This is a genomic window from Kolteria novifilia (assembly GCA_007748055.1).
In the GTDB taxonomy this organism is placed as follows: Bacteria; Planctomycetota; Planctomycetia; order Kolteriales; family Kolteriaceae; genus Kolteria; species Kolteria novifilia.
Genome location: CP036279.1, coordinates 6,452,096 through 6,476,699, shown reverse-complemented (window position 1 = coordinate 6,476,699; position 24,604 = coordinate 6,452,096). Strand labels below are relative to the sequence as shown.

The following is a 24,604-nucleotide window of genomic DNA, read 5'->3' as shown; positions in this document are numbered from 1 at the left end:
GAGGGGCGGCGCCGTAACCTTTTTGATACGGTGCCGACCCACTCCAGAGATGCAGAATAGCCTTGTCCCGAAAGCTTCGCCTCCTCACCCCTGAAGAAACGCTTACCGAGCCGGGCAAGCATCGCCCGTTCGCGTCACTGACGCTGATTGGCTATCAGGCGCTGTGGCACCCGAGTCTGCTCGCGGAGACCGACGAGCTTCCCACTCGGGTGGCACCGGACGAGGTTCGCCTCGACGATGCCGTCCTAGCAATCGTTCCCGAACCGTTGCTCGAGAAGATCCCTCCCGAGATCCGCGAGGCCCTTGGAAGAGAGCCACATAAGCTGCTCGTTGTCACCAGCGAACATGTCGGACTCGATGGCCCCGATCAGTTGCTTGAGCCGTTGGGCCTTCCCACGGGCGATGACGACCAGCTTCGACGGGACTTCTACGCCTTCGCATACGCCTATCTTGGGCTCTATGTCCTTTTCGTCGGGATGGAGCACGACGACCAAGTCGATGGCTGGGCGGTGCTCAACGACATGCAGTCCGCCGCGGAAGCCTACGTGGAGGGGAACGTTGAGCAATCGCGTGGTTCCCTGCAGGCCGCGTTCGACTTCCTGCTCAACGGTCGCCAACTCGTTTACCCGGCGACCATCAACCTTCTCGATCTGGCCCTGTATTCCAAGCAATGGCAAGTCGCGGATCTCGAGAAACGGGTCGACTCGAACGTCCCCTTCAACTTGATCGCGACGGGGGCGGAAATCGAAGCGATTGCCGGTCGCGACGACGGGATGCTCGAGAAGCTCAAGTCGTCGCTCGAGGATGGATCGACGCAGCTTCTCGGGGGGCCCTACGACGAGCGGCCCTGGTCGCTGCTGTCTCATGAGTCGCGGATGTGGCAGCTTGACCGCTCCTCGCGGGCTTATGAGGCGACGCTCGGCCGTGAGGTCGATTGTTTCGGCGCTCGCAAGATGGCGCTCGCACCCGAGTTGCCACAACTGTTGATGAAGTTCCACTACCAGTTCGCGCTGCACGTCGCCTTCGACTCGGGGACGTGGCCGCACTTTCGCGATCCGAAGGTTCATTGGACCGCCCCGGACGGCAGCTCGGTCGACGCCCTCGCGCGAGTCGCGTGCAACGCGGGCGATCCCGATTCGGCGTTCGTGATCTTCGACGACCTGGCCCGTTCGCTGCTCGATGACCGAACCGCGACGTTGCCCTTCGCGCACTGGGTTCATCGACCGGCTTTCTGGTTCGACTTGATTCTGCGGATCGACCACTACGCACCCGTCTTCGGGCGTTTCGACACGTTCACCGATTTCTTCCTGAACTCGATGACCTCGGAGCGGCCGAGCCAGACCCAAGCCGATGAGTATCTCTCCGGGGCGCTGAAAACATCGGCCGCAAAGGGAGATGAGCTCGCCGTCAGTCGCTGGACGAAGCACCATCAACGGCGGGGGGTGCTCGAGACCGCCCGAGCGTTCGAGGCGCTGAGTCTGCTGGCAGGCCGCGACGAAGGATGTCGTTTCGACGACCTCGAGGACCGGATCGAAGAGAGTTGTGGCGAACCCGAGGGCGATCTCGAACAGGCGCTCGGCGAGGCTCGCACCAGCTCGCTCAATCAAGCGGTCGACGCGTTGCTAGACGATGCTCCCGAGGGGCGTGGGATCCTTGTGATCAACCCGACGAGCTATCCGCGACGAACCTGCTTCGAGATCGAGGAGAAGGTCTCCCCATCGTGGGAAGGGCCGGTGCGGGCCTCCCAGCCGACCGAGCGAGGAACCGCGCTCATCGTGGACGTCCCCGGCTGGGGCTACACCTGGGTTCCCGCCGACGATGCGAAGAAGGGCAAGGAGGAGACGGCCAAGCCGATCGCGTCGGGCAGAAAGCTTCGCAACGAGCGCATCGAAGTCGAGATCGACAAGAAGACGGGCACCATTCGCGGCATTTGGCAGCCTCGTTCCGGCTACAATCGCCTCGCCCAGGAACTGGTTCACTCCGCGGGCAGCCGTTCAATCTGTACGAGCTTGACGATCACCGAGAACGGTCCGGCCCTCGGCGAGATCACCTCGAAGGGGGAACTCCTCGCGTCGGATGGCCAAACGCGCTGGGCGACCTTCACGCAGCGCACCCGGCTTTGGGCTCATCGCTCCTTCGTCGAGGTCGCGATCGAACTCGAACCGGTCGGCGAGGTGAAGGGCGACGCGACCAACTACGTCGCTTCGCGCTGGACGTGGGGAGACGAGAAGACACCGATCGCGGTTCCGATCGGCTATTGTCTCGATCCGAGCTACGCGGCGGAGATCGAGTCGCCGCTGCTTCTGCACTTGCCCGAGCGTCATCTCTCGGCGACGATCGCGCCGAAGGGTCTTCCGTTTCATCGCCGGATCAACGCGCAGCAGGCCGACACGCTTCTCTTGGTCGCGGGGGAGCGCGAACGACAGTTCGAGTTCACCCTCGGGATCGATTTGCCCCTACCGTGGACGGCCGCTTACGAGTCGCTTTGGCCGATCGGCATCAAGTCGGTGACGAAGGGCCCGCCCTCGTGTGGGACGACGGCGAGTCTCGCAAAGCTTCATCCTCCAAGCATTGTCGGAACGCGACTGCTTCCTGGGCGAGGCGAGGAGACGGGCATCGAACTGCGTCTGGCGGAGACGCAAGGGGAATCACGCCGCGCGAGCTTGACGCTTGGCGCACCGACCCAGAGTGCTTGCCTGACCAACGGGCGCGGGGAACTGGTCTTCCAGGTCGACGCGTCGTCGGAAGCGCTCTCTCTCGATTTTTCCTCGTTTGAGTACATTCAGTTGGAAGCGCGACTCAAGCGAGAGCACGCAAGTGGCGAGGACGAGTCGACGGCCGAGAGTGGTTGAGTCCCGTCCCCGCCTCCGATCGTCCGAATAATTCCGCGTTCGCCGCACGTGCGTACCCTGGCGAGGAGACTCCACTCATGCTATCCGCGGCCGAGTTCCGCGATCGCGTCGTCGCCTGCGGAATCATTTCGCCGATCCGCCTCGATGAGATCCTCGGGAAGCTCTCTCAGAACGGTCCCCCTCCTAGCGCCGAGCAGTACGCCAATCGACTGATCGACGAGGATGTGCTGACCGCGTGGCAAGCCCGCCAAATCGTCGCCGGTCGCGGCAAGTACATGTTGCTCGAGTCTCGCTACGGCTTGCTCGACAAGCTCGGGCAAGGAGGTATGGCGGCGGTCTTTCGTGCCCGCGACCTCAAGCTCGGTCGCCAAGTCGTCGTCAAGATCCCCAAGCCGAGCGTGCTCGAACGACCGAGCATGTTGGCGCGGTTCCGTAAGGAGGTCCTCGCCAACGGTCGGCTCGAACACCCCAATATCGTCCGCGCCCTCGACGTCGGCAACGACGGCAAGCTCCACTTCATCATCCTGGAACTCGTCGATGGGGAGAACCTTCACCACCTCGTCCGTCGCAAGGGGCCCCTTCCGGTCGAACAGGCTCTCGACTACGTCCGCCAGGTCAGCGAAGCGCTCGAGTACGCCTCCCGTCAGGGCGTCGTTCATCGCGACCTGAAGCCCTCCAACATGTTGGTGACGGCCGACCATCACGTCAAAGTGCTCGACATGGGCCTGGCGCGACTCTTCTCGACCGACGCGATTCCCGGCGGCGACGAAAGCGTCGAGACGGTCTTCACCAAGGCCGGGACCCTTGTCGGCACCGCGAACTACATCGCTCCCGAGCAGGCACAGAACGTTCATCGCGCCGACACGCGCAGCGACATCTACAGCCTCGGGTGCTCGCTCTACGAGTTGCTCGCCGGTCAATCGCCCTTTCGTGGTCGAACCCCGATGGAGACGGTCGTGATGCACATGACCGAAAGTGCTCCACGGGTGAAAGGGGCGGGGCGCGAGGTCCAGCGACTGCTCGATCGCATGATGGCCAAGGAGCCTGACGACCGTCATGCCTCGCCTACGGAGCTACTCAGTGACCTGCGGCGTTGCTTGAGGAAGGTCTCGGGGCGGAAGAAGGCCCGAGTCACGACGCAAGGCATCGCGGCGATGACCGAATCGATTGACGACCAACAGGGCAAGACTGGCGATCCGAGCCTACACTTGCCAGCCGATCTGCCCGACTGGTTGGCACAGGACGATGCGCCACGAACTCGTCGGAGGGTGCCAACCCCGAAAGCGAAAATTCTCCCCGACGAGTTTCAGGGGTCTCCGAACGGGGAGACGAAGGTCTGTATCCCGATCACGCCGCTCAGTCACCGGATGGCGTTCGCCGACCTGATCAACGCTCGGCGGCTCGCCGACCTGATCGAACTCGGACTCGATCGGTTCGTGCGCACCCCCAACATTCCCTCTCTTTTGGAGGTCTGTCAGAAACCCGCGATCGCGTCTTGCCGACGATTGCAGGACGGAGGGCGCTGGAGCGGGACCGAGGTCGAACGCCTGGAGATTCTGCGGCGAGCGATCCGCGATGGAGTTGGCTATGTCGAGTTGGAACTCGATTGTGCCGAACACATCGCCCGCGAAGGCAGCACGCTTCGTGTGATCAGCTACACCAACACCGCGGGGATTCCGCCCAACCTGCGGGAAATCCACGCTCGGGCCAGCCGGTTGGACGCGGATGTCGTCAAACTCGTGTTGCCCATCCGAACCCCCCACGACGCGGCACTGGTGGCGAGCATCGTGCAATCGTCACGAGTTCCGACCACCGTGGTGGGCCTTGGTCCGTCGGGGCCCGCGGCGGTGCTGTTGGGACGGCGCTTTCGCTCGCCGTGGACCTACACCTCCTTGTCCCGGCAGACGGAGGGCTACCCTGGAGCTGGATCGTTCTTCGACTTGGAGGACTTTTACGACGCGCGGCGCGTCACGACGGATACCCCGTTCCTAGTGGTGTCGGGCGAGGGAGAGCGGACGCTCCTGACGGTACGCCTTCTCAATGACGGGTTCCGGCAAGCCGGTAGTCGAGTTCGTTGTCTGCCGTTGCGGATTGATCGCGCTTCTGAACTGGCCCAGGTCGCGTCACCACTCGGTCTGGTCGGCGTGGTGATGGAGGGAGAGACCTCGACGAGTCTCAACTCGCTGCTCGAGCGTCGTTCCCGTTTGGTTCGCGCGGTCGGCTCGGCCGATATGCTCTTTCTCACCGAGCGAGGCTGGATGGGAGAGCACTCCTTCGCCAAGGCCGCGATCGACGTCATCGAGCGGGTGCTTCCCGGAGATCGCTCGAAGTGGGCTGATCGCCATGTCGTTTTCGTGGGTCTGTCGCCGCCGATACGCGCAATGGCGTTCGCGTTGTTGACGGAGAAGGCGCGTGTCACCCTGATCGACCGCGACCGACACCGCGCCCGGCGTGTCGCGACGCAATTGCGGGCCCAGTCGTGCACCATCGGCGAATTGCCCCCAGGTGATTGCGACGTCCTCGTGGTCAACGTGCAGGCGGGTTCGGAGTTGTACGCCGATCTCACTCCCGAGGTGTTGGCGGAGGAAGGGGCCTTGCTCGACCTCGGCAAGTTTCCGCGAACCGGTGACCTGGCCAACCGGGCCCGAGAACAACGCGCTGCCCAGGTCGCCGATCCGATCGACGTGCAGCTCAACCGCGTGCAGCGGATCCTTCGGCGGACCACGAAGTGCGACGTGGGAATCGACGATTTGGGTAAGGCGCTCGAGGGATACGACTTGGAGGCGATGGGATCGCCGCTCGGCTAGCAATTCACCGGGGAGTTCATGCCGGTTACCGACCCAACTTCGTGTTCTATCTAGGTCTAGATGTCAGTCTCTCTTATCCCCCTCTCCCTGTGGGAGAGTGAGTCTCTTGTTCCCCTCTCCCTGTGGGAGAGTGAGCCTCTTGTTCCCCCTCTCCCCGTGGGAGAGGGGTTAGGGGTGAGGGGGTTCGCATCTCGAATTGCCCTCGATTCTCCGAACCGGAAACCCTCTCCCGGCTCACTTTGTTCGCCGACCTCTTCGAGGCCCAGCCCACCAGCGGTCGCTTCAGCTTCCGGCATGGAGAGGTGGAGCGAATGGAGCCGAAGAGGACGCATCAAGTGCTTCGTTTGGTCAGCTTGTCGCATTCGTCCGCCAAGGCTTGGGCGGATTCCCAGTCACCTTCCTTGGCGTAAGCCGCGATCGCCTCGACGACGTCGTACTCGCTCTGGATCATGTTTCCGGCGTCGAGTTGCTTCTTGGAGAGCGCGAGTGTCTTCTCGACGACGGCGAGGTCCTCGTTGTCGACCGCTTTCTTCAGGGCGCCGAGGATTTGTCGAGTCTTGGTCGAGAAGGGTGTTCCGCGCGTTCCACCACATCCCATGGCCAACGCGATCATGGTCACCACGAAGTGACGTCGTTTCATCGAGATCTTCTCCCTGCCTGGAACTCTCGGGACGCTCGACGTCCCGTCACTGTCGCGAGCTTCATCGGCGAGCCGCGAGAAGTCAGGCTACCGCTCGACGACCTCGTGGGCAATCCCCACCCGAGAAGTCCGCGACCAGGTAGCGTCGAAATCGCCGTCTCTTTCCTGTTTCCCCTTGCCTGCTCGGGAAGAACCTTCAGAATTGAGCGAGCGGGGCACGTTGTCGTGGGTCTCTTGATTCATCATCTCGGGCACGTCGTGCCATTCGACTCAAGCGAACGGCTCACTCCACTCGAAGCAACGAAGGAGCGGATCGACCGGTGGATGAACCGCGTGGCGAAGACGACTATTCCTTTGCTTTGGAGACGTCCGAGGCGGCGCGGAAGAAGCGTCATCACTGGATGACGTCGCGCCGCGGATTCGCGCTGGTCGGTCTTTCGGTGCTTCTTCTGCTCGCGATCGTGCAGTGGCGTCACCATCAGTCGGCCAACCGATCCGAGGAATTCCTGCCGACGGCGCTTCGTGGCATGCGCGCCCTGCGTGAGCAACGCTTCGAAGAGGCGCACGAACTCCTGGACGACGCTCTCGGCAAGCTCAATGACGAGCAGCGACAGCGAGACGATGTTGCCGACTTCAGGCAAGCTCACGCGGAGCTTGGCATCCTGGTGGGACTCCTCGATCGTCCCCTCGACGAGGCGCTCTCCTCCCCGGCGGACCGGAGCCTGCTCAAAGGGCAGACCCTGGTGATCGATGCCGAGGTCTCGCCCACGGATGATGGTTGGCGGATCGGGCATGTTGCGTTCATGGGAGAAACGCCGGTCGCGTTCGATCCCGCGGGTCTCCGACTCTTCGATCAACTCGGTATCGATTCTCCAACACGCTTGATCTTCGGGGCAGGGCTCGACGAACCGAGGTTGCTCGAGGAGCGATGGTATCTCCGGCTCGACGTCGACAGCGGCGTCTTGCTGACCGATCCGGGAATCGCCGACGCCCTCGGCTTGTTGGGCGACTCCGGCTCGCGGGAGCGATTGGTCGAACAACATCAGCTTTTCGAATCGGCCCGAACGCCGGCAGGGAGTAACGACTAGTGGTGTGGATGCTGGTCGCGATCGCATGGGTGAGCCAGACGCGGGAGGCCCCGCGTTCGGTAGCGCCGCAAGAGATCAGGCGGTCGCTGGACGGCCAATGGATCGTGGTCGAAGGGACCTACGGCGGGCTTGTTGGAAAGAAGGCCAACAAACAGCTTCGTCTACGCGACTGCGACGCGGCGTTCGTCACCGAGAAGCCGTTGCCTCTCAATGCGGGGGGTAATCTCCGGATCACCGGGTTGGTGGCGGTGCGTGGCCAAACGATCACCGTGGAGGTGACGTCGATCGAACCGCTGCCGACAGATGTGCGGATGTATCGGGATCGGGCGAGCGACATTCCCGTGGATCAGTTCGAGCCCTGGTACGATCTCTCCGAGTGGGCGGCGACGCGCGCGGAGCTGACCAAGTCGGTTGATCTGAAGCGTCTCGCTCGCAAAGCGCGTCTGATGGGCTTCGAGCAGGAGCACCGACTCGCCGCCGAAGACGTGAACCGACTTCGGGCCCTGCGCGAGCGAATCGCCAAGGAAAAGACGGCGACGGGGGTCGATCTTGAAGCACTCGACCACGAGATCCTTCACGCCAGCCTCGCGTCGGCCCCGCCGCGCTCACTCAACGAGTGGATCCGGTTCGCCCTTTCGGTCAACCAGTACTTTCCGAACGTCCACGTTGGGCTGCCCCCTTTGGATTCCGCTCTTCGCGGTCGCTACGAGGCACGACCGGTGGCGGTCTTTCGGGATGCGGATGCGAAGACCAGGCCGCGTCTATTGCGGTACTTTCAAAGCCGGCTGATCAAGCGAGGGCTCGAGTCAGCTGATCGGAAGGGGGCGGCCCCACCCCGCGACCTCGCGGGACAAGCCCGGCGCTATTTGCCCGACTACCCGGAGATCGCGGAGCATTGGTACCAGCAGGCCGTGCTGCGGTCTCGGACCAAGCTTTCGAGCATGACCTCTTCGGAGGTCGCGGTCATGGCGGAGATCCTGCGTGCGGAACTGAACAAGAGCTTCGAGGCGGGTGAGTTGTTGCGGCAATGGGTCCATCGCCGGCGCGAGCAGATGGGGGCGACCGCCTCGACGCGCGAGCTGATTGAATTGGCGGACACTGTCCAAGCGTGGTATGAGCGTCCCGCCTACGAGCAGTGGTCGGAGCGGGAGAAGCCGACGGTCGTCGCCCTGCTGAAGCAGGCCGATCGGATCGATCCGGAGTTTCGGGAAGCGTCCCGTCGTCTGCGGGCACTCGGCTATCGCCGGGAAGGGAACAACTGGGTCGTGGAACTTGCCCCGGCGGCGATGACGACGGGAGTCGGTGGCATCAGTCTCGGCATGAACCATACGGAAGTTCGGGATCGCCTCGGTTCCCCCGACGAAGAGTCGCGCATCGTGACCATTGGTGCCGGCGGCCGCCCCGAACCGGTCGTTCAGTGGCGCTATCGGCGGGTGTCGGGGACGATCCACGTCAATTTCGAGACCTCCTCGGACGGAACTCTCCGCGCTCGCTCGATCCGGACGGCCCAACGATCCGGCTTCTAGAGAGCTTCTTCTGTCACTTTTCCAGAGTGTCCAATCACAGACACCTCCGCCGAAGAACATGGCGCCTCTTCGGTTACAAAGAATCCGGACAATCCGCCCGCGAGCTGGCCAACGTGGCGCTACACTTTAGTGGCAAAATTGGCCGCGTTCATCTGCGGATCGGTTCGGTTTCGAGGGGTCATGTCGATCGGAAACGCGCGACTGGTGAAGTTGCGTGAAAATTCGTCAATCGCCCATCATGACGCTCGAAACCGGCGTATATAGTGGTGCGTGCGATTCTGGGAGCATCGAGTGAGTCGCTTCCAAAGGCCCGCAAGGTTCCCGGGTGGGAAGCGGTTGCGGGAGAAGGAGTCCGGAGGCTCAAGCGACGGGAGAGGATCAAGTCAACCCAACGGTTCACGAGACGTGACTCCGGCATGACTCACGTTGGTGGGAAGGTGGTGTACCATGGCAAGGAAGGATGCATTACTGCGTTTGCACACCCGTCTTCGCGACCGGCGTCGGGAACTGCTCAGTGCGCTGAGCGATGGTTACGACGATCTCGGCACGGAGACCGGTAGTGGCTCGGGTAGGGACGATGTCGATTTCGCGGCCGATACGATCAACACCGAGATCATCTCGCAGTTGGCCGAGATGGAGTATCGCGAAGTCGCCCAGATCGACAAGGCGCTCGCTCGCCTACGTGAAGGGAAGTACGGGTCGTGCGAGATCTGTGCGTCGCGTATTCCCGTTGCCCGTCTCAACGCGCTGCCTTACACCACCCTCTGCATTGAGTGTCAGCGAAAACTCGAAGAGAACCCCGAACTCCGTGAGGAGATCGACGGTGGCTGGCAACGTGTCTACGAACGAGAGACGTCGTCCAGCGAAGCGTCGGTCAATCTCTCGGACTACGAGTACAACTCGTAACGGTCCGGTTTGAGTTCGGACGCGACTTCTGGCATGGAAACAGAGAGAGCTGGGGAGAGATCCCCAGCTTTTTTATTGGAGTGAGGCCATCGGGCTGACGCGGGATCTCCTTCTCGTGTCCTGATTGGTTCGTTCATCGCCCAAAAGACTCTTGGGTGCCATGCCCACGCTGGTCGTGGGCATGCGGGAGACGCTCCACGCTGGTCGTGGGCATGCGGGAGACGCTCCACGCTGGTCGTGGGCATGCGGAGACGCTCCACGCTGGTCGTGGGCATGCGGGGAACGCCTGTAGTGGGGCAGCCTCCCGCACGATCTGAGGGCCGAGATCTCATGGAACGAACTAGCCAATCAGGTCACTAGTGCTGCGTCAAACGCAAGATTTCGGGTTGTGAACCCACAATCACTTCCCCCTGGCTGACCAGCAGCCAGTGGCACCCGAACTCTTGGATCTATCAATGCACTAGCCGCCAATGGTGTGCATCGTGCGTGGCGGGCGAACGTAACCGGCGCTGTTGATCTGATGCCCCTCCCACTTGTCGACAACATTTCCTTCGATCAGGGACGCGATCTCGGCGTCGCTGGCCCCTTGCCGCATCGGGGTCTTGATGTCGACTTCCTCAAGGGCGAAGAGGCAGTTGCGAAGCTTCCCCTCGGCCGTTAGGCGGATCCGGTTGCAGCTTTGGCAGAAGGGTTCGCTCACCGACGCGATGATCCCCAATCGACCCTTCCCGTCGGTGTATTCGAAGTCGGTGGCCGGCGCGGAGGGATCCGATCGCGGGATGGGTTGGGTCGGCATGCCGGCCTCGGCCAGCATGTCGCGAAGCTGCGCCGCCGTCAGCACCTGGCCGCGTTGCCACGTCTCTTCCGCTTCCAACGGCATGTATTCGATGAAACGAAGCTCCAAGCCCCGCTCGCGACAGTACCGAGCCAGGGGAACGACCTGGTCCTCGTTCGATCCTTTCATGGCGACGGCGTTGACCTTGATCGGGCCAAAGCCGACCACTCGCGCCCGTTCAATTCCGTCGAGTACCTTTTCCAGCCCGTCACGGCGGGCGATGCGTCGGAACTGGTCCCGATCGAGCGTGTCCAAGCTTACGTTCAAGCGTCGCAGTCCGGCCTCAACGAGGCTCGAGGCGTGTTCGCCTAGAAGCAAACCATTGGTGGTCAGCCCGACCTCCTTGATGCCCGGGATCGACGTCAGCATCGCGACCAGTTTATGGAGCTCGCGCCGAAGGAGGGGTTCGCCGCCGGTCAGCCGGATCTTGTCGACGCCCCGGCCCGCCGCGATATGGGCGAAGCGGGCGATCTCTTCGAAGCTCATCAAGTGCTGCTGCGGGAGAAAGGTCACGTCTTCGGGCATGCAGTAGGTGCAGCGGAAGTTGCACCGGTCGGTGACGCTGATTCGTAGGTTGTTGTGCCGACGACCGAAGCTGTCGATCAGCGGCAGGGCTCGTCGTTCGCTCATGGATGATCGTGATCGTTGGTCGGTGCGGATTGGGGATGAACCCATCGCGCCGAACCATCGGACCAATTCTCCCGCTTCCAAATGGGGACTCGTTCCTTGATCGTCTCCATGATCCACTGGGCGCCGGCGAACGCCTCCGCTCGATGAGCCGAGGCCGTCACGACCGCCACGGCAATGTCTCCCAGATCGAGATGCCCGTAGCGGTGAATGACCGACACCTCTCCCAGGGGCCAACGCTGCCGGGCCTCGTCAACGACCCCCCGCAACTCCTTCTCCGCCATCGGCGGGTAGGCGTCGTAGTCGAGGGCATCGACGCGTCGGCCTTCACTCATCTCGCGTACCGTTCCCAGAAAGAGAACGACCGCTCCGAAGGCGTTGCCGCGGGCCTCTTCGACAAGCTGATGATAGTCGATCGTGTCTTTCGTCAGTTTGATCATGGTCCTGGGATCATTGTAAGCGGTCCGGGATTGCTCGGTGAGTCCTCTTCGTTTCCAAGTGCGAAATCGGAGTGGTTTCGTCAACCGGTTCGGCGATGCTGGCGGCGAGTCGAGCGCGTCGACGATGAGCAATGCTCGAGGAGACTTCTCCCAGGAGAGTGAAGGGAGTAGGCCAAAAAAAGAATCCCCCGAGCGTGCCATCGTGTGAATGACACGGCCGGGGGATTGATGACGGTGTTTGAGAGTGGAGGTCGATGCTTGGATCGGCCTCCCAACTCGAGGAAACGGTAGTCAGATCCGTCAGATGGTTTCGAAAATCTGGTCGATCACCCTTGAGCTGAGCGTGAAGAACTGGTCTCCACTCAGGCCGAAAGCCCGATCGACAAACCCCGTGCCGTCCTCGGCATTGGCGATCGAGAGGACACCATTGCGTCGCACCACCGCCTCCCGGACCAAACCATCGCTATCTCCGTCGATCATCGAGAACTGATCGAGAGGTCCGTCGCCGTAGGCGAAGACCGAACTCGGGTCGTTGAGGTCGATCTCGGCGGTCGCTCGGTCGTGAAGCCGAACGAAGCCGTCGGCATAGAGAGCCAGGCCGGTCTGGTTGTCGGACACATCCCACGCCGCGAACTGGACGTCGCCGCCGAAGCCCGACACGTCGAGGGAGTAGTCGGCGGGTCGGTCGAGGTCGAACTGGAAGTCACCGTCCCCATCGACCAAGATTCTCCCCGTCGCCGAGTCAAACAGGGCGACCGTCTCGAAACCACGATTGGCCCAGTCCTCAACGCGGAGTTGACCGTTGACGATTCCCGTCTCGTGAATGTCATACTCGTTGACGTTGAAGCCGTTGCCCAACGGAGTGCGCGAGACGATGATCTGACCGGTGCCGGGACGGTAGAGGAGGGCTCGCCCGTCGGGCAGGACATGGCCGACATCGCCGATCGTTCCGAAGACGAACTCGACGTAGAACGCGTTGTCGAAGTTGGCGTCGAGGCCTCCACCGAAGATGAACTTGCCGTCGCGGAAGAGAGCGACCATTTCGGTCGAGACGTCGAATGAGGGGATGGCGTCGGGACGGGACGCGACCACGAGGAAGCTCAAGTCATTGCCGTCGCCGCCCTGGTAGCTGGCTTGGAGCAGGGCCCCATCGACGAGGAATAGCTCTCCCTCGGCGACGTTGTCAAACTCGCCATCGATCAGGTCGTCCCCATCATTGTGGATCGCGACCCAACGGTTGCCGGCGGTCAAACGTTCGGGAGCGATTCGCTCAAGAACCATGTGTGCTCCGGCATCGATCTGGACCGCCCCTTCGATCGCGAGGGCGTCCTGGGCGTCGCGGCCGTACTCATACTCAAATTCCGAACCCGATTCGATCTCGACTCGTTCCGCCTCGAAGGAAAGCGTGCCGGCGATCTCTCCCGGAGTCACTCTTCCTCGGAGTCGGATGCGCTGATCCACGGCTCGAATCGTCCCACTGCCCAAGACGTCGCCTTGGAATTCAACCTCGCCGGCGCCCGACTTGAGATCGAGAAGACCATTGATCTTGGTGACTTCCCCTTCCTCTTGCTCGATGACATCCGGGGACTCGATAACGGTGGTCCCATCTTCGTCGATCGTCTCGGGGATTCTCGTCGAAGTGGGAGGCGCGGGCGTCTGAGTCGGCGTCCGGCGGTCGTTGTCGGTGATGCTGACGACCACGCTGTCGAGAGCCAAGTCTCCATAATTCGAGTCGTCGCTGCTTACCGTAAGGGAGAGCACACCCTGGTGATTGCCCTCGACGCTGGAGTCGTTGAAGACGCTCAAGGGCACCAACTGGGGAGTGTCCCAGTTGTCGGGAGTGAAGAGCACTTCGGTGGCGTTGGTTCGAAGCTGGCTATCAGGGTTGAGCGTAATGACGACATCGGAGGTCGGCTGCGAACCGAGCACGACGGATAATTCCGTCGAGCCCCCTTCGGTCATGTTGATCGCGCCGGGCGTCACGGAGACACCGGCGACATCGTCGTCGAGAATCGTCACCAATGCGGACTCACTGGTGAATTCAACGGCTCGTCCCTGCGGGTCGAGACTGACGAAGTGGACCAGGAAGCTCTTCTCCGGTTCGGCGATCGCGTCGTCGATGATCGGAATGGTGATCATGTAGTCGCCGGGGCCCTCGGTGAAGGGGAGTGAGTTGGTGACGGCTTCAAAGTCGACTCCCGCCTGCGCTGTGTCGTCGCCCGTCGTGTAGAGGAGAAGGGGAAACGCCTCCACCGCTCGATCAAGGGTGGCGATGATGGTCGCGACCCCGTCGGCTTCGTCGACGACGACGCTGCTCCACGCGATCGTCGCGACATCGTCGTTGACGATCATCGCTTGAGCGGGGCTTTGACTCGCGTCGACGATGGCGTTGAGCGGGTTGCTCAGCGAGAGCGAGAACCGCTCGTCGAGTTCCACGAGCTGATCACCGAGGATGGGGACCTCAACGGTCCGTTCGGTTTCACCCGGAGCGAAGGTGAGGGTTCCGGAGACCGCTTCGTAATCGCTCCCCTCGGTGGCGGTGTCCGCGATCGTCTGGTAGTTGACGGTGACCTCTTCATTCCATGGGAGGTTCAGGCTCACCGTGAAGGTCGCGACCGATGATCCCTCGTCCCCTTCGTTGACCTCGATGCCCTCGACGGAAAGAACTCGATCGTCGTCGTCGATGATCATGGCCTCGATCTGCTGGATGCCCGGCAAGCCAATCACGATCGTTTCGTCGTCTTCAAGTTCCGTATCGTCGATGCTGCGTAGGCGAAGCGTGCGCGTGTCGCTTTCGCCGAAGGCGAGCGTGAGACTGCCGTCGTCGAGCAATTCGAGTTCCGCATCATCTTCGCCCACAATGACGTAGTCGGATGTCCAGTCCGCGGACCCACTAAACTCCAGCCGGATCTGCTCGTCGATGGCGACCGGGTTTCCTTCCTCGTCCGTGGGAAGGGTGCGATGGACCGTCAAGATCGCTTCGCCGTCCTCGGCGAACGTCTCGTGGTCGAGCTCGATCGCTAGGGGAAGGGTGCTGATGTCTTCCGTGATCGTGTACCGGAGTTGCCGTCCCCGATCATCGACAGCGTTGTCGACGTTCGCGATGGCGAACTCGATCGTCTCGTTCCCTTCGATCGTCGCATCGGCGAGGGCGGAGATGTCGACGAGCCGCTCGGTCTGGCCAGCGGGAATGGTGAAGGTGATCCCGGAGACGAGAAAGTCGTCGACGAGGGTCGCGGTGCCGCCGAAGGCGAGCTCAACGGTGACAGACTCGACGCTGGCATGACTGAGGGCGATGCTCACCTGCGACCGACCGCCTTGTTCGGCGATTCGGTCGGTGTTCCCCGTCGGGACCCGGAGGAGGACCGACGGCGTGGACTCATTGTCCTGGAGCGACAGCGTGAACGGGTTCTCGTCGGCCAGGAAGGCACCCGTCGCCGTAGTACTGGGGGTGATGATGATGGACTCATTCGCATCCCCCTCAAAGAGGTCATCGGGGATGCCCGTGAGGTCAATCGTGGCTGCGGTGGAGCCGGCGGCAATCGTGACCTCCAAGGGGGCATTGAAGTCCGCGCCACGAACCGCCGATCCGCTGTAGGCGAGCTGGACCACGATTTCCTCCTCGATCGCCGCGGGGATCGAGGCGGTGATCGACAGTGGATTGCCCACTTCGTCAAGGACGGCGGAAGAGGGAGCGAAGGAGACCGGAGCGGGGTCGTCGTCCAGGATAGTCAACTGGACGGAGGAGGCCGACTCGTCGACGAGGAAGCCATCCCCCTCGGAGAGGGCGACGGAGAAGGTCTCGTCTCCTTCGAAGAGGGTGTCCCCGTTGATCGTCGCGTTGATCGTTTGGTCTAGTTGGTTACCGGCGTTGAAGGAGAGGGCGAAGTCTAAGCCGTCGAAATCGACGTCGGATACCGCCAGGCCGTTGATCGTCGCGACGGGGACAAAGATCTCCTCGTCGACGGGATGCGAGAGGGTCACCGTGAGCTCGACCGTGAACGGGCCCGAGTCTCCTTCCTGTATCGTCGTGGAGGCCGCGGCGATGGAGACCACGGGCAAAACGTCGATCGAGATCTCGTCGCTCTCGGCGCTGAACGCGGTTTCGCCACCAAGGACTTCCGGGGCGCTGAGGTCGACGCGGTCGAAGGCGGCTCCGGTGCTCTGGTCCCACGCGCGAAAGGAGAGGCTCGGCGTTCCGACAAATTCCGCGTTGGGAACGAAGCGAAGTTGATCGTCCGGACCGAGTAGGAGGGAGTCACTTGTTAGATCGACGATTTGGCCACTGGTGTCGGAGATGTCGGTCCACTCGGTGCCCGCCCAGTGCTGCCATGTTCCGTTGGTGTTGTCGACTCCGGTGATCGCGATCGCCTCGACCAGGCCATCGGAATCGGTGATCGAGTTGTCGACGAGGATGTCGGCGACGCTGTCGCCTTGGATGTCGGCCGAAGGGAAGTTGACGCGAATGGCACTCAGCCGGTGGTCGGCGTCGGTCAGGACCGGAGCGGTATTCACTACCGTGATTTCGAACTGCGCGCTGCCGCCGCCTTCTGAGGCTACCAAGGTATCGTTGTCGTCGACCAACAAGTTGGCTTGGGAAACAGTCGCGGATACCGTCGCGATCGCGGAGGCGGTGTCGACATCCTCATGGTTGGGTCCAAGCTGCGAGCCGGTCTGGGCCCGGTTGTAGATCGTCGAACCACCGTTGGCCATCGGGAATCCAGAAGCGGTCAGTGCCTGATTCCCGGTGAACGCGGTGTCGGCGAGGGTGATTTCCCCATTGAGGTTGAAGATCCCTCCGCCGAGGCCTTGGCCATTCGCACCGCTGCCCGATCCCCCCTGGGCGAGGTTGTTTTCCACGCGAGTCTGGTCAATGTCCACGGTGCCGGAATGGTTGAAGATCGCTCCCCCCATTCCCGCGCCACCGCCGCCATGATCTGAGTTGCCACTGCTGCCGCCGAAGCCCCCGATTCCCGGTTGTGTGGGGCTGCCAAGAAAACTAGATCCACCTCCGCCACCTCCACCGAAACCGCCGTTTCCTCCGTTCGAAGTGGGGGCTCCTCCACCGCCGCCACCACCAAACCCGCCCGAGGTGCCGCTGGCGCCTCCACTGCCGAAGCCGCTCTCGGATTGAGGCGGGCCACCTTGCATCCCGGAAGAGCTACCCGCGATGCCTCCGCCACCACCGTACGATCCACTGCCGCCCGATCCGCCTCGGGCCTCGTTGCCGGTGAGCAAGCTCTCTTGAAGGGTCAGCGTTCCCTGGTTGAAGATCGCTCCCCCCATCCCGGCCGCTCCGCCGCCTCCATTGTCGCCGTCGCCACCCTTGGCAACGCCACCAGCAAGCGTCACGCCGTTGAGGGTCAGGTTGCCGGTGGGTGTGATCGCGAAGAGGCGGAAGTTGGCCGTGGTGGCAGGATCGCGTTGGATCGTCACGTCGGGCGCGCCATCGGAGTCGCTATCGCCCCCTTGGATCGTGATCTCGGTCGTGATGACGAACGCCGAGGGACCAAGATTGACGTTCGTGTCGGCTTGGCCGAGCATCACCGTCTCGACGTCTTGGGCGAACGTGATCGTGTCGGATTCGGGCGTCTCTTCGGCTGCCTCGATCGCTTCGCGAAGACTGAGATCGCTGTCATTGGGATTGGAGATGTCGTCGCCTGCCGTGACGACGAGGCTCGCCGGGACCGATCGGTCTTCGAGCGTCTCCAGAAGGTGCTTGCGGCCGGTCGATCGCCGTGGCGTGGTCTCGCCGAGGAAGCGGCGAAGACGCGACAACGGACGACGAAACATGAGCGAGGTGAGGGGCAACATTGGGGCAGTCCTTTCGTGGTTTAACCATGGCGGAACCAGATCGATCAAGAGGCTCGTCGGCACTTCGCGAAACGGACGCGCGCAACGGTAGCGGGGCGGCAGGACCGGCGGTCATGTCGCTGGCTGGGGACCGAGGGTCCCTGGCGCGTCTAGATGATGGGCGAGCCTAGTGGATCGTCTCTGGCTGGAGTCTCGGTTCCTTCTCGCTCACCGAGGAACATTTCGTTTCCTCGGTGGTTCCAAGAGCGTATGACATTTCGTTGGCAGTCGGTCAGAGGTCCCTCGCGATGGAACCGACCGGACGTTGTTCTCGATCCGGTTGAAACGGGCTCTTCCTGGGGAAGTTCTCCCAATGACCCGTTGATGCGATGCATCGTGTATCGAGGAAAAGTAGTAGATCTGATCCGTCAATGGAAATGGATTTCGTCCCCGTCGCGTCGCTCTCATGAGAACTTCACGGTGGGAGGAAACTGTTCGAAGGTATGTATGGAAACGAAGAGCGAATCTTCACGAAAGGGGTCGCAAAGGAGGTGCCCGCGGAGGGAGGCAAACGCTTCCTGGGAGGCTCGCTACACCACCCCGCTCGGGCCGCGCTGATGCTCCTTGCGGAACTCGCGCGGGCTCTTGCCGACGCGTTCCTGGAAGCGGCGATGAAAGTTCGCCATGTTCGCGAAGCCGGCGGCGAAAGCGACCCGGGTGATCGCGTTGTCCGATTCGACCAATTCGCGACAAGCCCAACCGACGCGCAAGTCGTTGACGTAACCCACGAAGGTCTTGCCGGTGGCCCGTTTGAAGAAGCGGCTGAATCCCGCCGGACTGAGATGGCACCGCCGAGCCGCTTCCGTCTGGGTCAGCGGTTCGCGGAAGCGGTCGTTGATCCAGCGACAGACCGCGTCGATGCGTCGCTGGGAGCGTTGATCGAGTCGCGGCTGGAATCCGGGACTCGAGAGTTCGCGAATCCGACAGACGTGCGCGAGTTCGTCGAGAATCTCCAAGAGCGCCGTGATCCGTGGAAGGGGGCCGAGCTTCTCCATCGCCGCCAGTCTCTTGCCGATGCGCTGCCGAAGTGGGCCTTGGAAGCATAAGCCGCGTGCCGATCGTTCCAGGAGACGTCGGCAAGCCGCCAGTTCGGGACGCTCGAAGAAGTCTTCCCCCAGGAACGCGCGGTCAAACTGCACGAAACGCGCAACGTGCTCGGCGGTCTGTCCGCGCGAACCATCGGAGCACCATGCGTGGGGCAGGTTCGGACCCAACAAGACGAGGTCGGCGTCGGCATAGTCCTCGATCGAATCCCCGACGAAACGACGTCCTCGGCTTCGGTCGATGTAGGTCAGTTCGAACTCGGGGTGAAAGTGCCAGTAGAAAGCGAAGGCCGACTCTCGTCGTTCCCGCAGTCGAAACGACGAACTCTCCGGGGGTTCCACCTTTTCGATCGTCGCACGCATGAGGTCTCGCTCGGGCAGAAGTTGACGTCAATTCACTACTATTTGGCCACGATCATGCGTGAAAGTCAAAATAGTATCTCTTTTTGCAATAGAGGCGTCGCTCGAGCCGCCGGAGCGCTCCTATCATCGAGACACACTGGAGCAAAGAGTCGACCAATCCGGGAGATCTGAGGATGGCCGAACACGAGAGCGAACATGCCCCCTATGAAACCTACCGAGGTCTGCCCCCCTTGGGCGGGGTCTGTGCCATGGAGGAGGCGACTGCGCCGGGGCTCTCTGTCGACGAGTCGGTCGGTCGCTTGAAGCGGTTTCACTACGCGCTGAAACGACTGCACCGCATCTTCGTGTCGCGTCTGACGGCCGAGCCGATCTACGAACTCAAGCTCAGCTACAGCCATCACGGCCATCTTTGCGCCGAGCACGTCTCGTCGTTGCGTCGGCGGGTCGGCGAGATGCGCGAGCCTCCGCTCGGTCTCGAGGATGTTCCCGATGGGAACCTGGAACTCTACTTCGACGAGATCCAGTCGGCTCCCAACACGGAGGAACTCGTGATGGGGCTTTACGGCCAGGCGATCCCGGCTCTGGCCGAGGCGCTGCGCCGCTATCGTCGCGAAACCCATCCGGTGGCCGATGCTCCCTCGGTGCGGCTTTGCCGCTTCGCGCTCCTTGAACTCGAGGACATGGTCGCCTTTGGGGAGCGGGCACTCGCGTCGCTAGTTGACGATGAGGCTCGTTTGGCAATGGCCCCATGGCTGGCGACATTGAAGGAGATGCTCTCGGCCGCGGGGGGACTCGATGGGACCGAACCGGTCGCGGAGTCCTTGGTCGAGCGTTGGCATTCGAAGACTCCCTATGTTTTCGATCCGATTCCGCAACGGGATGAGCGGTTTGTCGATCCTTACAATGCGGGCGTCAATCCCGAGGCCTTCCTCTACGACGAGGCGTATCCCGCTCGCGTAAGGACGCTGATGATGTACTACAAGCGGATTCGTGAGCTCGACGTCCCGGAGATGATGGCAAGCGTTATTGAACAGACGCCGGACAAACCGTGGGACTACTACGCCGAGATGACGCGGCAGCTTTGGGACGAGGCCCGGCACTCGATGATGGGCGAGATCGGTTTCGCGTCGTTGGGCATCGACTGGCGAAAGATCCCGATCAACTTCACGTGGTCGCTTAACATCAACACGCAACTCAAGCCGATCGAGCGACATGCGGTCCTTTTCTTTATTGAGCAAGGGCTGATGCCAAAGACGGGCAAGCGGTTCGAATGGGAGGTCGCGTTCGCATCGGGCGATCCCCTCTCGGCGACGTTTCAGGACTTCGATTGGGCGGACGAGGTCTTGCATTCGCAGATCGGTCGGCGCTGGTACGTGACGCAGATGGGAACGCTCAACGACGCGATCGACTATGGCGATCGCTGTTGGACGCAGGTGGTGAGTGATTGGAAGGGGTACGTCGAACGGGGCTTGACCGAACATCGCAACTGGTGGCCCGAGCTCTACCGCGAGGCTTGCGAACGCTGGGGAACTTCACCCGATCCCGAGATCATGAACTACGCCACGACCTATGAGTCACAGCGGGCCGACCTGAAGGAGATCCCACAGGCCTCCGGCTAGGAACGATTCGACATCACGCGGACGAGATCAGATCAGCCGTTGTACGAACGCGGCACTGGCGGCGACGGCGTCGGGGCCGCCTCCCTGTTGGTCGGGGGCGAGCGTCAACGATCCTTGGTAGTTAACTTCCTCGAGCGCTCCCAGGAACGATTCCCAGTCAACCTCTCCCTCACCGAGAGGAACCTCCCGGTAGCCCGAGACCGCGATGCCCGAACGGACGGCGTCCTTGAGTCGGATCGAGGCGAGATGATCGTGGAGCGTCCGCACGCCGCCGTAGGCGTCTTCACCTCGGACGAGAAGCAGGGCGGGATCGTACGCGACCGCGAGCCCGAATCCGCCCGTTTTGGCGAAGAGGTCGGCGAGTTCACTCGGTTGGTTCGGGCCGATCGAAGCCGCGTAGCGCGTGCCGAGTCGTTCGGCCTCCCGGGCCAACCGCGTGACGGCATCGTGAAACGCGAGCGCCGCGGGGGAGTCATCGTCGGTCGGGATCGTGCCCAACTGGCCAACGACGACGGGAGCGCCGAGTTCGGCGGCCAGCGCGAGCACCTTCACGGCTTGGGAGACCCGTCGTTCGAGCCGGTCGATCTCCTCGAACCCATGTCGGGAGAGGAAGCCGATACCCGTGAAGTTCAGCTCTTGCGAGCGGATCGCATGGCGCAAGTGACGGCGGCCGGTCTGCGAGAGTTCCTCGGGCGAGAGTTCTCCCGCCGCGTCGAACTCGACCCCACCCAGTCCGAGTGACCCCGCTTTCGAGAGTGCCTTGGTCAACGGGAGTTGAAAGGCTTCCAGGCGAACACTCAGTCGCTTCAATAACAACGTTCGATCTCCACATGTCGGTGACACGGCTCATGCCACGCGCGGCTCTCGTTTCCTAGGGCATCCAATTTGGGAAAGGACGATGACATCAACGAGAGTCGTCGGCGGAGATGTTGTAGGTCGATCGACCGGCACTAGGCAACGCGATCGGCGACGAATCGCGTCAGGCTCTCCAGGACATCGCGGGCGGAAGAGCGGGGCAGGGCATCGAGCCGTCGGGCGGCACGCGCGGCGAATTCCGCGGCCTTGCCGTGAGCATAGGAGAGAGCATCGCTCTGGTTGAGGTCTCGGGCGATCTGCGTTCGGTCAGCCGATTCGGGATGCTCGAAGAGATTGCGGAACCGTTCGAGCACGTCCGGCTCGGCGGTCTGGCGGAAGCGAATCAGCGGGAGCGTCGTCTTCTGCTTGAGGAGATCACTTCCCAGCGATTTGCCGGCGGTCGCTTCGCTGCTGGTCAAATCGATGACGTCGTCGGCGATCTGGAACGCGATGCCGATTTCGCGACCGAACTCGGTCATCGAATCGGTTACTTCGTCGCTGGCGCCGGCGAAGTGGGCACCGAGTCGGCAACAGCAGGAGATGAGCTCGGCGGTCTTGCCCGCGATGATGTCGATGTATTCGGATTCGGAAAGTTCGAAACATCCCCGACGGGCGATCTGGTGCAGTTCGCCCTCGCAGACGCGATTGGTGGCTTGGCCGATGAGTCGGCACGCGAGCGTCGACTCGAGCGAGGCGGCAAGATGGAACGAGTGGGTAAAGAGGAAGTCCCCGAGAAGGACGCTCGCCTCGTTGCCCCATTCCGCATTCACGGTGGTGACGTGTCGGCGGAGAGCGGCGTCATCGAGGACATCGTCGTGCACCAGGGTCGCGATGTGGATCATCTCGACGACGGCGGCGAGCACGTGGTGATCGCGGTTGACGTTGCCGACGGCCTTGCCGGTGAGGAGCAAGAGAGCGGGGCGAAGGCGTTTGCCCTGGTAGCGTCGCACGCGCGAGGTGAGTTCCTCGACGAAGGCGACGTCGGAGCCGATCTCTTGGTTGAAGACCTCTTCGGCTTGGAGGAGGTCGTTCGCGACGGGCTCGTAGATCGCGGCGAGCTTGGAGTCGAGAGCTTGGCGTTCGTCCGTTTTGGTCACGGTGTCCTGGTCACGTCGACGTGTTGTTTCGGATGTTTCAGAAAGCATTGAAATCTCAAGAGCAAAAAAATCGAACCTAACGTTCGAAGGTGCCGCTCTTGCCTCCCGACTTCCGGTCCAGTTGAATCGTACTGATTCGCATCCCCCGGTCCACCGACTTGCACATGTCGTAGACCGTCAGGCACGCGACGCTCACCGCCGTGAGCGCTTCCATTTCGACGCCCGTCTTCGCTCCGATGCGGCAGGTCGCTCGAACCGTCAGCGACCGATCGTCTTCCGGAGCGATGTCGATCTTGACGCTGTCGAGGGCGATCGGATGGCACAGCGGAATCAGGTCGGGGGTCTTCTTGGCCCCCATGATCCCCGCGAGCCGCGCGATCTCGAGGACATCCCCTTTGGACATCTCGCGATCGAGGATGAGCCGCAGCGTCTCCGGTCGCATCTCGACGCGGCCACTGGCGACCGCTTCCCGCTCGGTGACATCCTTGGACGAAACATCGACCATCCGGCTCGCGCCGGCATCGTCAAAGTGGGTCAATTTCTCACGCGTCAAAGGTGTCGGCCTCGCAGTCTTCGGTTGCCCTTCCTGTGATAGTATAGGCGGTTGGCCGTCCCGGACCCGCAACGAGAGGAGAGATTCATGGAGTGGCTCAAGTTCGTCGGCTTGGGCATCCTGCTCGCCGTGATCTATGGGCTGATCCACGACCAGATCACGGTCCGGTTGTCGCTTGAGTATTTCACGGTCGCGCACACCCTGCCTCCGTTCATCCCCGCCAATTCCCCGACGTTGATCGGTCTGTTCTTTGGCGTCGCGGCGACATGGTGGGCGGGGGCGATTCTGGGAGGTTTTCTGGGGCTCTGTGCGCGACGCGGCCCGGAACCACGCTTGGTCGCGAGGCAATTCGTGAGTCCACTTCTGGTGGTCTTCGGAATAACGGCGCTCGCCGCGTTCGGTCTGGGGCTGGCCGCCTACTGGTACACGAGTCCCCTCTCGGCGGAGGGAACTCCACTCATTTACAACAATGAGTACTTCGAGAAGAACATTCCCGTCGCGCGACAGGCGGGGTTCTTCACGGCGGCGGTCGCCCACGCCGCGTCCTACGCAGTTTCGACGCTCGGGGTGATTATTCTTTGCATCCACACCGTTTGGAAGCGGCGTTTGCTCGAGCGGGCGGCGAGCTTAAACGTCACGACGCCGGCGGACGGATCGCAATCGGTTCCGTAGCGTATCGTTGAGATGATTGGTACCAGCGAGGTCGCCCGTGATTGTTGTTAGCCAACTCCGCAAGACGTTCGAGGACCTTCGTCGGGGCGAGGTGGTCGCGCTCGACTCCGCGACCTTCTCTTGCCGACCGGGCGAGATCTTCGGACTTCTCGGGCCCAACGGCGCCGGCAAGACGACGACGATGCGAATCCTCAGCACGGTGTTGCGTCCCTCGTCTGGAACCGCCACCGTCGCGGGATACGACGTGGTGACCCAGGCGTCGCTCGTTCGGGCGAGTATCGGGTTCCTCTCCGGTAGCACCGCTCTCTACGACCGGATGAGCGCTTGGGAGCATGTCGAGTACTTCGGCAAGCTCTACGGCCTCAGTGACGAGGTGCTCTACGAACGCATGGAGCGGCTCTTCGACGTGCTTCAGATGAACGACTATCGAGACATGCTCGCGTCGAAGATGTCGACGGGGATGAAGCAGAAGGTCTCTATCGCACGGACCATCGTCCACGATCCGCCGGTGTTGATTTTCGACGAGCCGACGTCGGGTCTCGACGTGCTGGTCGCGCGTACGGTGCTCGAGAATATCGAGCGACTCAAGGATGAGGGCAAGTGCATCATCTACTCGACCCACATCATGAGCGAAGTCGAGAAACTCTGTGAGCGAGTCGCGATCATCCACCATGGGCGGCTCCTCGATCAGGGACCGCTCGGAGAACTCCGCGAACGGTTCGAATCCGCGAACGTGGAGGAGATCTTCTTTCGACTCATCGAGAAGGCCGATCAGGAAGCGCTGGTGTCGGCCGGTTCCTGATTCAGGGTTGCCGAACTCCCGCCAAG

16 protein-coding genes are annotated in these 24,604 nt (G+C 62.3%); 8 read left to right on the top strand and 8 right to left on the bottom strand.

Annotation, left to right across the window (positions count from 1 at the left end):
• The first annotated feature begins 62 nt into the window (after window positions 1-62).
• Together Pan216_RS23850 and Pan216_RS23845 are read left to right on the top strand one after the other, a co-directional pair.
• Entirely contained in the window at window positions 63-2,852 is a 2,790-nt protein-coding gene (locus Pan216_RS23850; protein WP_145262072.1) for a polysaccharide deacetylase family protein, read from the top strand.
• Window positions 2,853-2,929: 77 nt separating this feature from the next.
• Window positions 2,930-5,659 carry a type I 3-dehydroquinate dehydratase gene (locus Pan216_RS23845; protein WP_145262070.1) on the top strand — a complete coding sequence of 910 codons (2,730 nt, stop codon included), beginning with the start codon at window positions 2,930-2,932 and terminating at the stop codon, window positions 5,657-5,659.
• A 331-nt stretch (window positions 5,660-5,990) separates the two neighbouring features.
• Here Pan216_RS23845 and Pan216_RS23840 read toward each other — a convergent pair whose 3' ends face one another.
• On the bottom strand, window positions 5,991-6,299 hold the full coding sequence (locus Pan216_RS23840; protein ID WP_145262068.1) for a hypothetical protein: 309 nt from the start codon (window positions 6,297-6,299) through the stop codon (window positions 5,991-5,993).
• Window positions 6,300-6,619: 320 nt separating this feature from the next.
• Here Pan216_RS23840 and Pan216_RS23835 point away from each other — a divergent pair, with 320 nt between their 5' ends.
• From Pan216_RS23835 to Pan216_RS23825, 3 genes are all read left to right on the top strand, one after another.
• On the top strand, window positions 6,620-7,387 hold the full coding sequence (locus Pan216_RS23835; RefSeq protein ID WP_145262066.1) for a hypothetical protein: 768 nt from the start codon (window positions 6,620-6,622) through the stop codon (window positions 7,385-7,387).
• A complete protein-coding gene (locus tag Pan216_RS23830) occupies window positions 7,387-8,913 on the top strand; it encodes a hypothetical protein (RefSeq protein ID WP_145262064.1) in 1,527 nt (508 codons plus the stop codon). Before Pan216_RS23835 ends, Pan216_RS23830 begins: the two co-directional genes overlap by 1 nt.
• 447 nt (window positions 8,914-9,360) lie before the next feature.
• Window positions 9,361-9,819, top strand: coding sequence for a TraR/DksA family transcriptional regulator (locus Pan216_RS23825; RefSeq protein WP_145262062.1), 459 nt, complete (start codon window positions 9,361-9,363; stop codon window positions 9,817-9,819).
• Between the two features lie 460 nt (window positions 9,820-10,279).
• Here Pan216_RS23825 and moaA read toward each other — a convergent pair whose 3' ends face one another.
• The 4 genes from moaA to Pan216_RS23795 form a co-directional block, all read right to left on the bottom strand.
• Window positions 10,280-11,284 (bottom strand): GTP 3',8-cyclase MoaA, encoded by a 1,005-nt coding sequence (gene moaA / locus Pan216_RS23820; protein ID WP_145262060.1) that lies wholly within the window; start codon window positions 11,282-11,284, stop codon window positions 10,280-10,282.
• Window positions 11,281-11,721, bottom strand: coding sequence for a molybdenum cofactor biosynthesis protein MoaE (locus Pan216_RS23815; protein WP_145262058.1), 441 nt, complete (start codon window positions 11,719-11,721; stop codon window positions 11,281-11,283). The genes moaA and Pan216_RS23815 overlap by 4 nt, the downstream gene beginning before the upstream one ends.
• 300 nt (window positions 11,722-12,021) lie before the next feature.
• Window positions 12,022-17,535, bottom strand: coding sequence for a Calx-beta domain-containing protein (locus Pan216_RS23810; protein ID WP_419192919.1), 5,514 nt, complete (start codon window positions 17,533-17,535; stop codon window positions 12,022-12,024).
• 569 nt (window positions 17,536-18,104) lie between these two features.
• On the bottom strand, window positions 18,105-18,980 hold the full coding sequence (locus Pan216_RS23795; protein WP_145262049.1) for a helix-turn-helix domain-containing protein: 876 nt from the start codon (window positions 18,978-18,980) through the stop codon (window positions 18,105-18,107).
• A gap of 173 nt (window positions 18,981-19,153) precedes the next feature.
• Between Pan216_RS23795 and Pan216_RS23790 the strand changes: the two genes are divergently transcribed.
• Window positions 19,154-20,599 (top strand): hypothetical protein, encoded by a 1,446-nt coding sequence (locus Pan216_RS23790; protein WP_145262047.1) that lies wholly within the window; start codon window positions 19,154-19,156, stop codon window positions 20,597-20,599.
• 27 nt (window positions 20,600-20,626) lie between these two features.
• Here Pan216_RS23790 and Pan216_RS23785 read toward each other — a convergent pair whose 3' ends face one another.
• From Pan216_RS23785 to moaC, 3 genes are all read right to left on the bottom strand, one after another.
• Complete coding sequence (locus tag Pan216_RS23785) at window positions 20,627-21,409, bottom strand: sugar phosphate isomerase/epimerase family protein (RefSeq protein WP_419192918.1); 783 nt, start codon at window positions 21,407-21,409, stop codon at window positions 20,627-20,629.
• Between the two features lie 140 nt (window positions 21,410-21,549).
• The gene (locus Pan216_RS23780; RefSeq protein WP_419192917.1) at window positions 21,550-22,551 is read right to left on the bottom strand and encodes a polyprenyl synthetase family protein; all 1,002 of its coding nucleotides are present in this window, start codon (window positions 22,549-22,551) and stop codon (window positions 21,550-21,552) included.
• 76 nt (window positions 22,552-22,627) lie between these two features.
• The gene (gene moaC / locus Pan216_RS23775; RefSeq protein ID WP_419192916.1) at window positions 22,628-23,104 is read right to left on the bottom strand and encodes a cyclic pyranopterin monophosphate synthase MoaC; all 477 of its coding nucleotides are present in this window, start codon (window positions 23,102-23,104) and stop codon (window positions 22,628-22,630) included.
• Window positions 23,105-23,191: 87 nt separating this feature from the next.
• Here moaC and Pan216_RS23770 point away from each other — a divergent pair, with 87 nt between their 5' ends.
• Together Pan216_RS23770 and Pan216_RS23765 are read left to right on the top strand one after the other, a co-directional pair.
• Window positions 23,192-23,776, top strand: coding sequence for a hypothetical protein (locus Pan216_RS23770; protein ID WP_145262041.1), 585 nt, complete (start codon window positions 23,192-23,194; stop codon window positions 23,774-23,776).
• Between the two features lie 37 nt (window positions 23,777-23,813).
• Window positions 23,814-24,578 (top strand): ABC transporter ATP-binding protein, encoded by a 765-nt coding sequence (locus tag Pan216_RS23765; protein ID WP_145262040.1) that lies wholly within the window; start codon window positions 23,814-23,816, stop codon window positions 24,576-24,578.
• Window positions 24,579-24,604 lie beyond the last annotated feature (26 nt).

Coding starts and splice junctions, on each gene's coding strand:
- Pan216_RS23815 (WP_145262058.1), bottom strand. CDS start 11,721: ATGATCAAACTGACGAAAGACACGATCGACTATCATCAGCTTGTCGAA.
- Pan216_RS23845 (WP_145262070.1), top strand. CDS start 2,930: ATGCTATCCGCGGCCGAGTTCCGCGATCGCGTCGTCGCCTGCGGAATC.
- moaA (WP_145262060.1), bottom strand. CDS start 11,284: ATGAGCGAACGACGAGCCCTGCCGCTGATCGACAGCTTCGGTCGTCGG.
- Pan216_RS23810 (WP_419192919.1), bottom strand. CDS start 17,535: ATGTTGCCCCTCACCTCGCTCATGTTTCGTCGTCCGTTGTCGCGTCTT.
- Pan216_RS23840 (WP_145262068.1), bottom strand. CDS start 6,299: ATGAAACGACGTCACTTCGTGGTGACCATGATCGCGTTGGCCATGGGA.
- Pan216_RS23790 (WP_145262047.1), top strand. CDS start 19,154: ATGGCCGAACACGAGAGCGAACATGCCCCCTATGAAACCTACCGAGGT.
- Pan216_RS23825 (WP_145262062.1), top strand. CDS start 9,361: ATGGCAAGGAAGGATGCATTACTGCGTTTGCACACCCGTCTTCGCGAC.
- Pan216_RS23795 (WP_145262049.1), bottom strand. CDS start 18,980: ATGCGTGCGACGATCGAAAAGGTGGAACCCCCGGAGAGTTCGTCGTTT.
- Pan216_RS23770 (WP_145262041.1), top strand. CDS start 23,192: ATGGAGTGGCTCAAGTTCGTCGGCTTGGGCATCCTGCTCGCCGTGATC.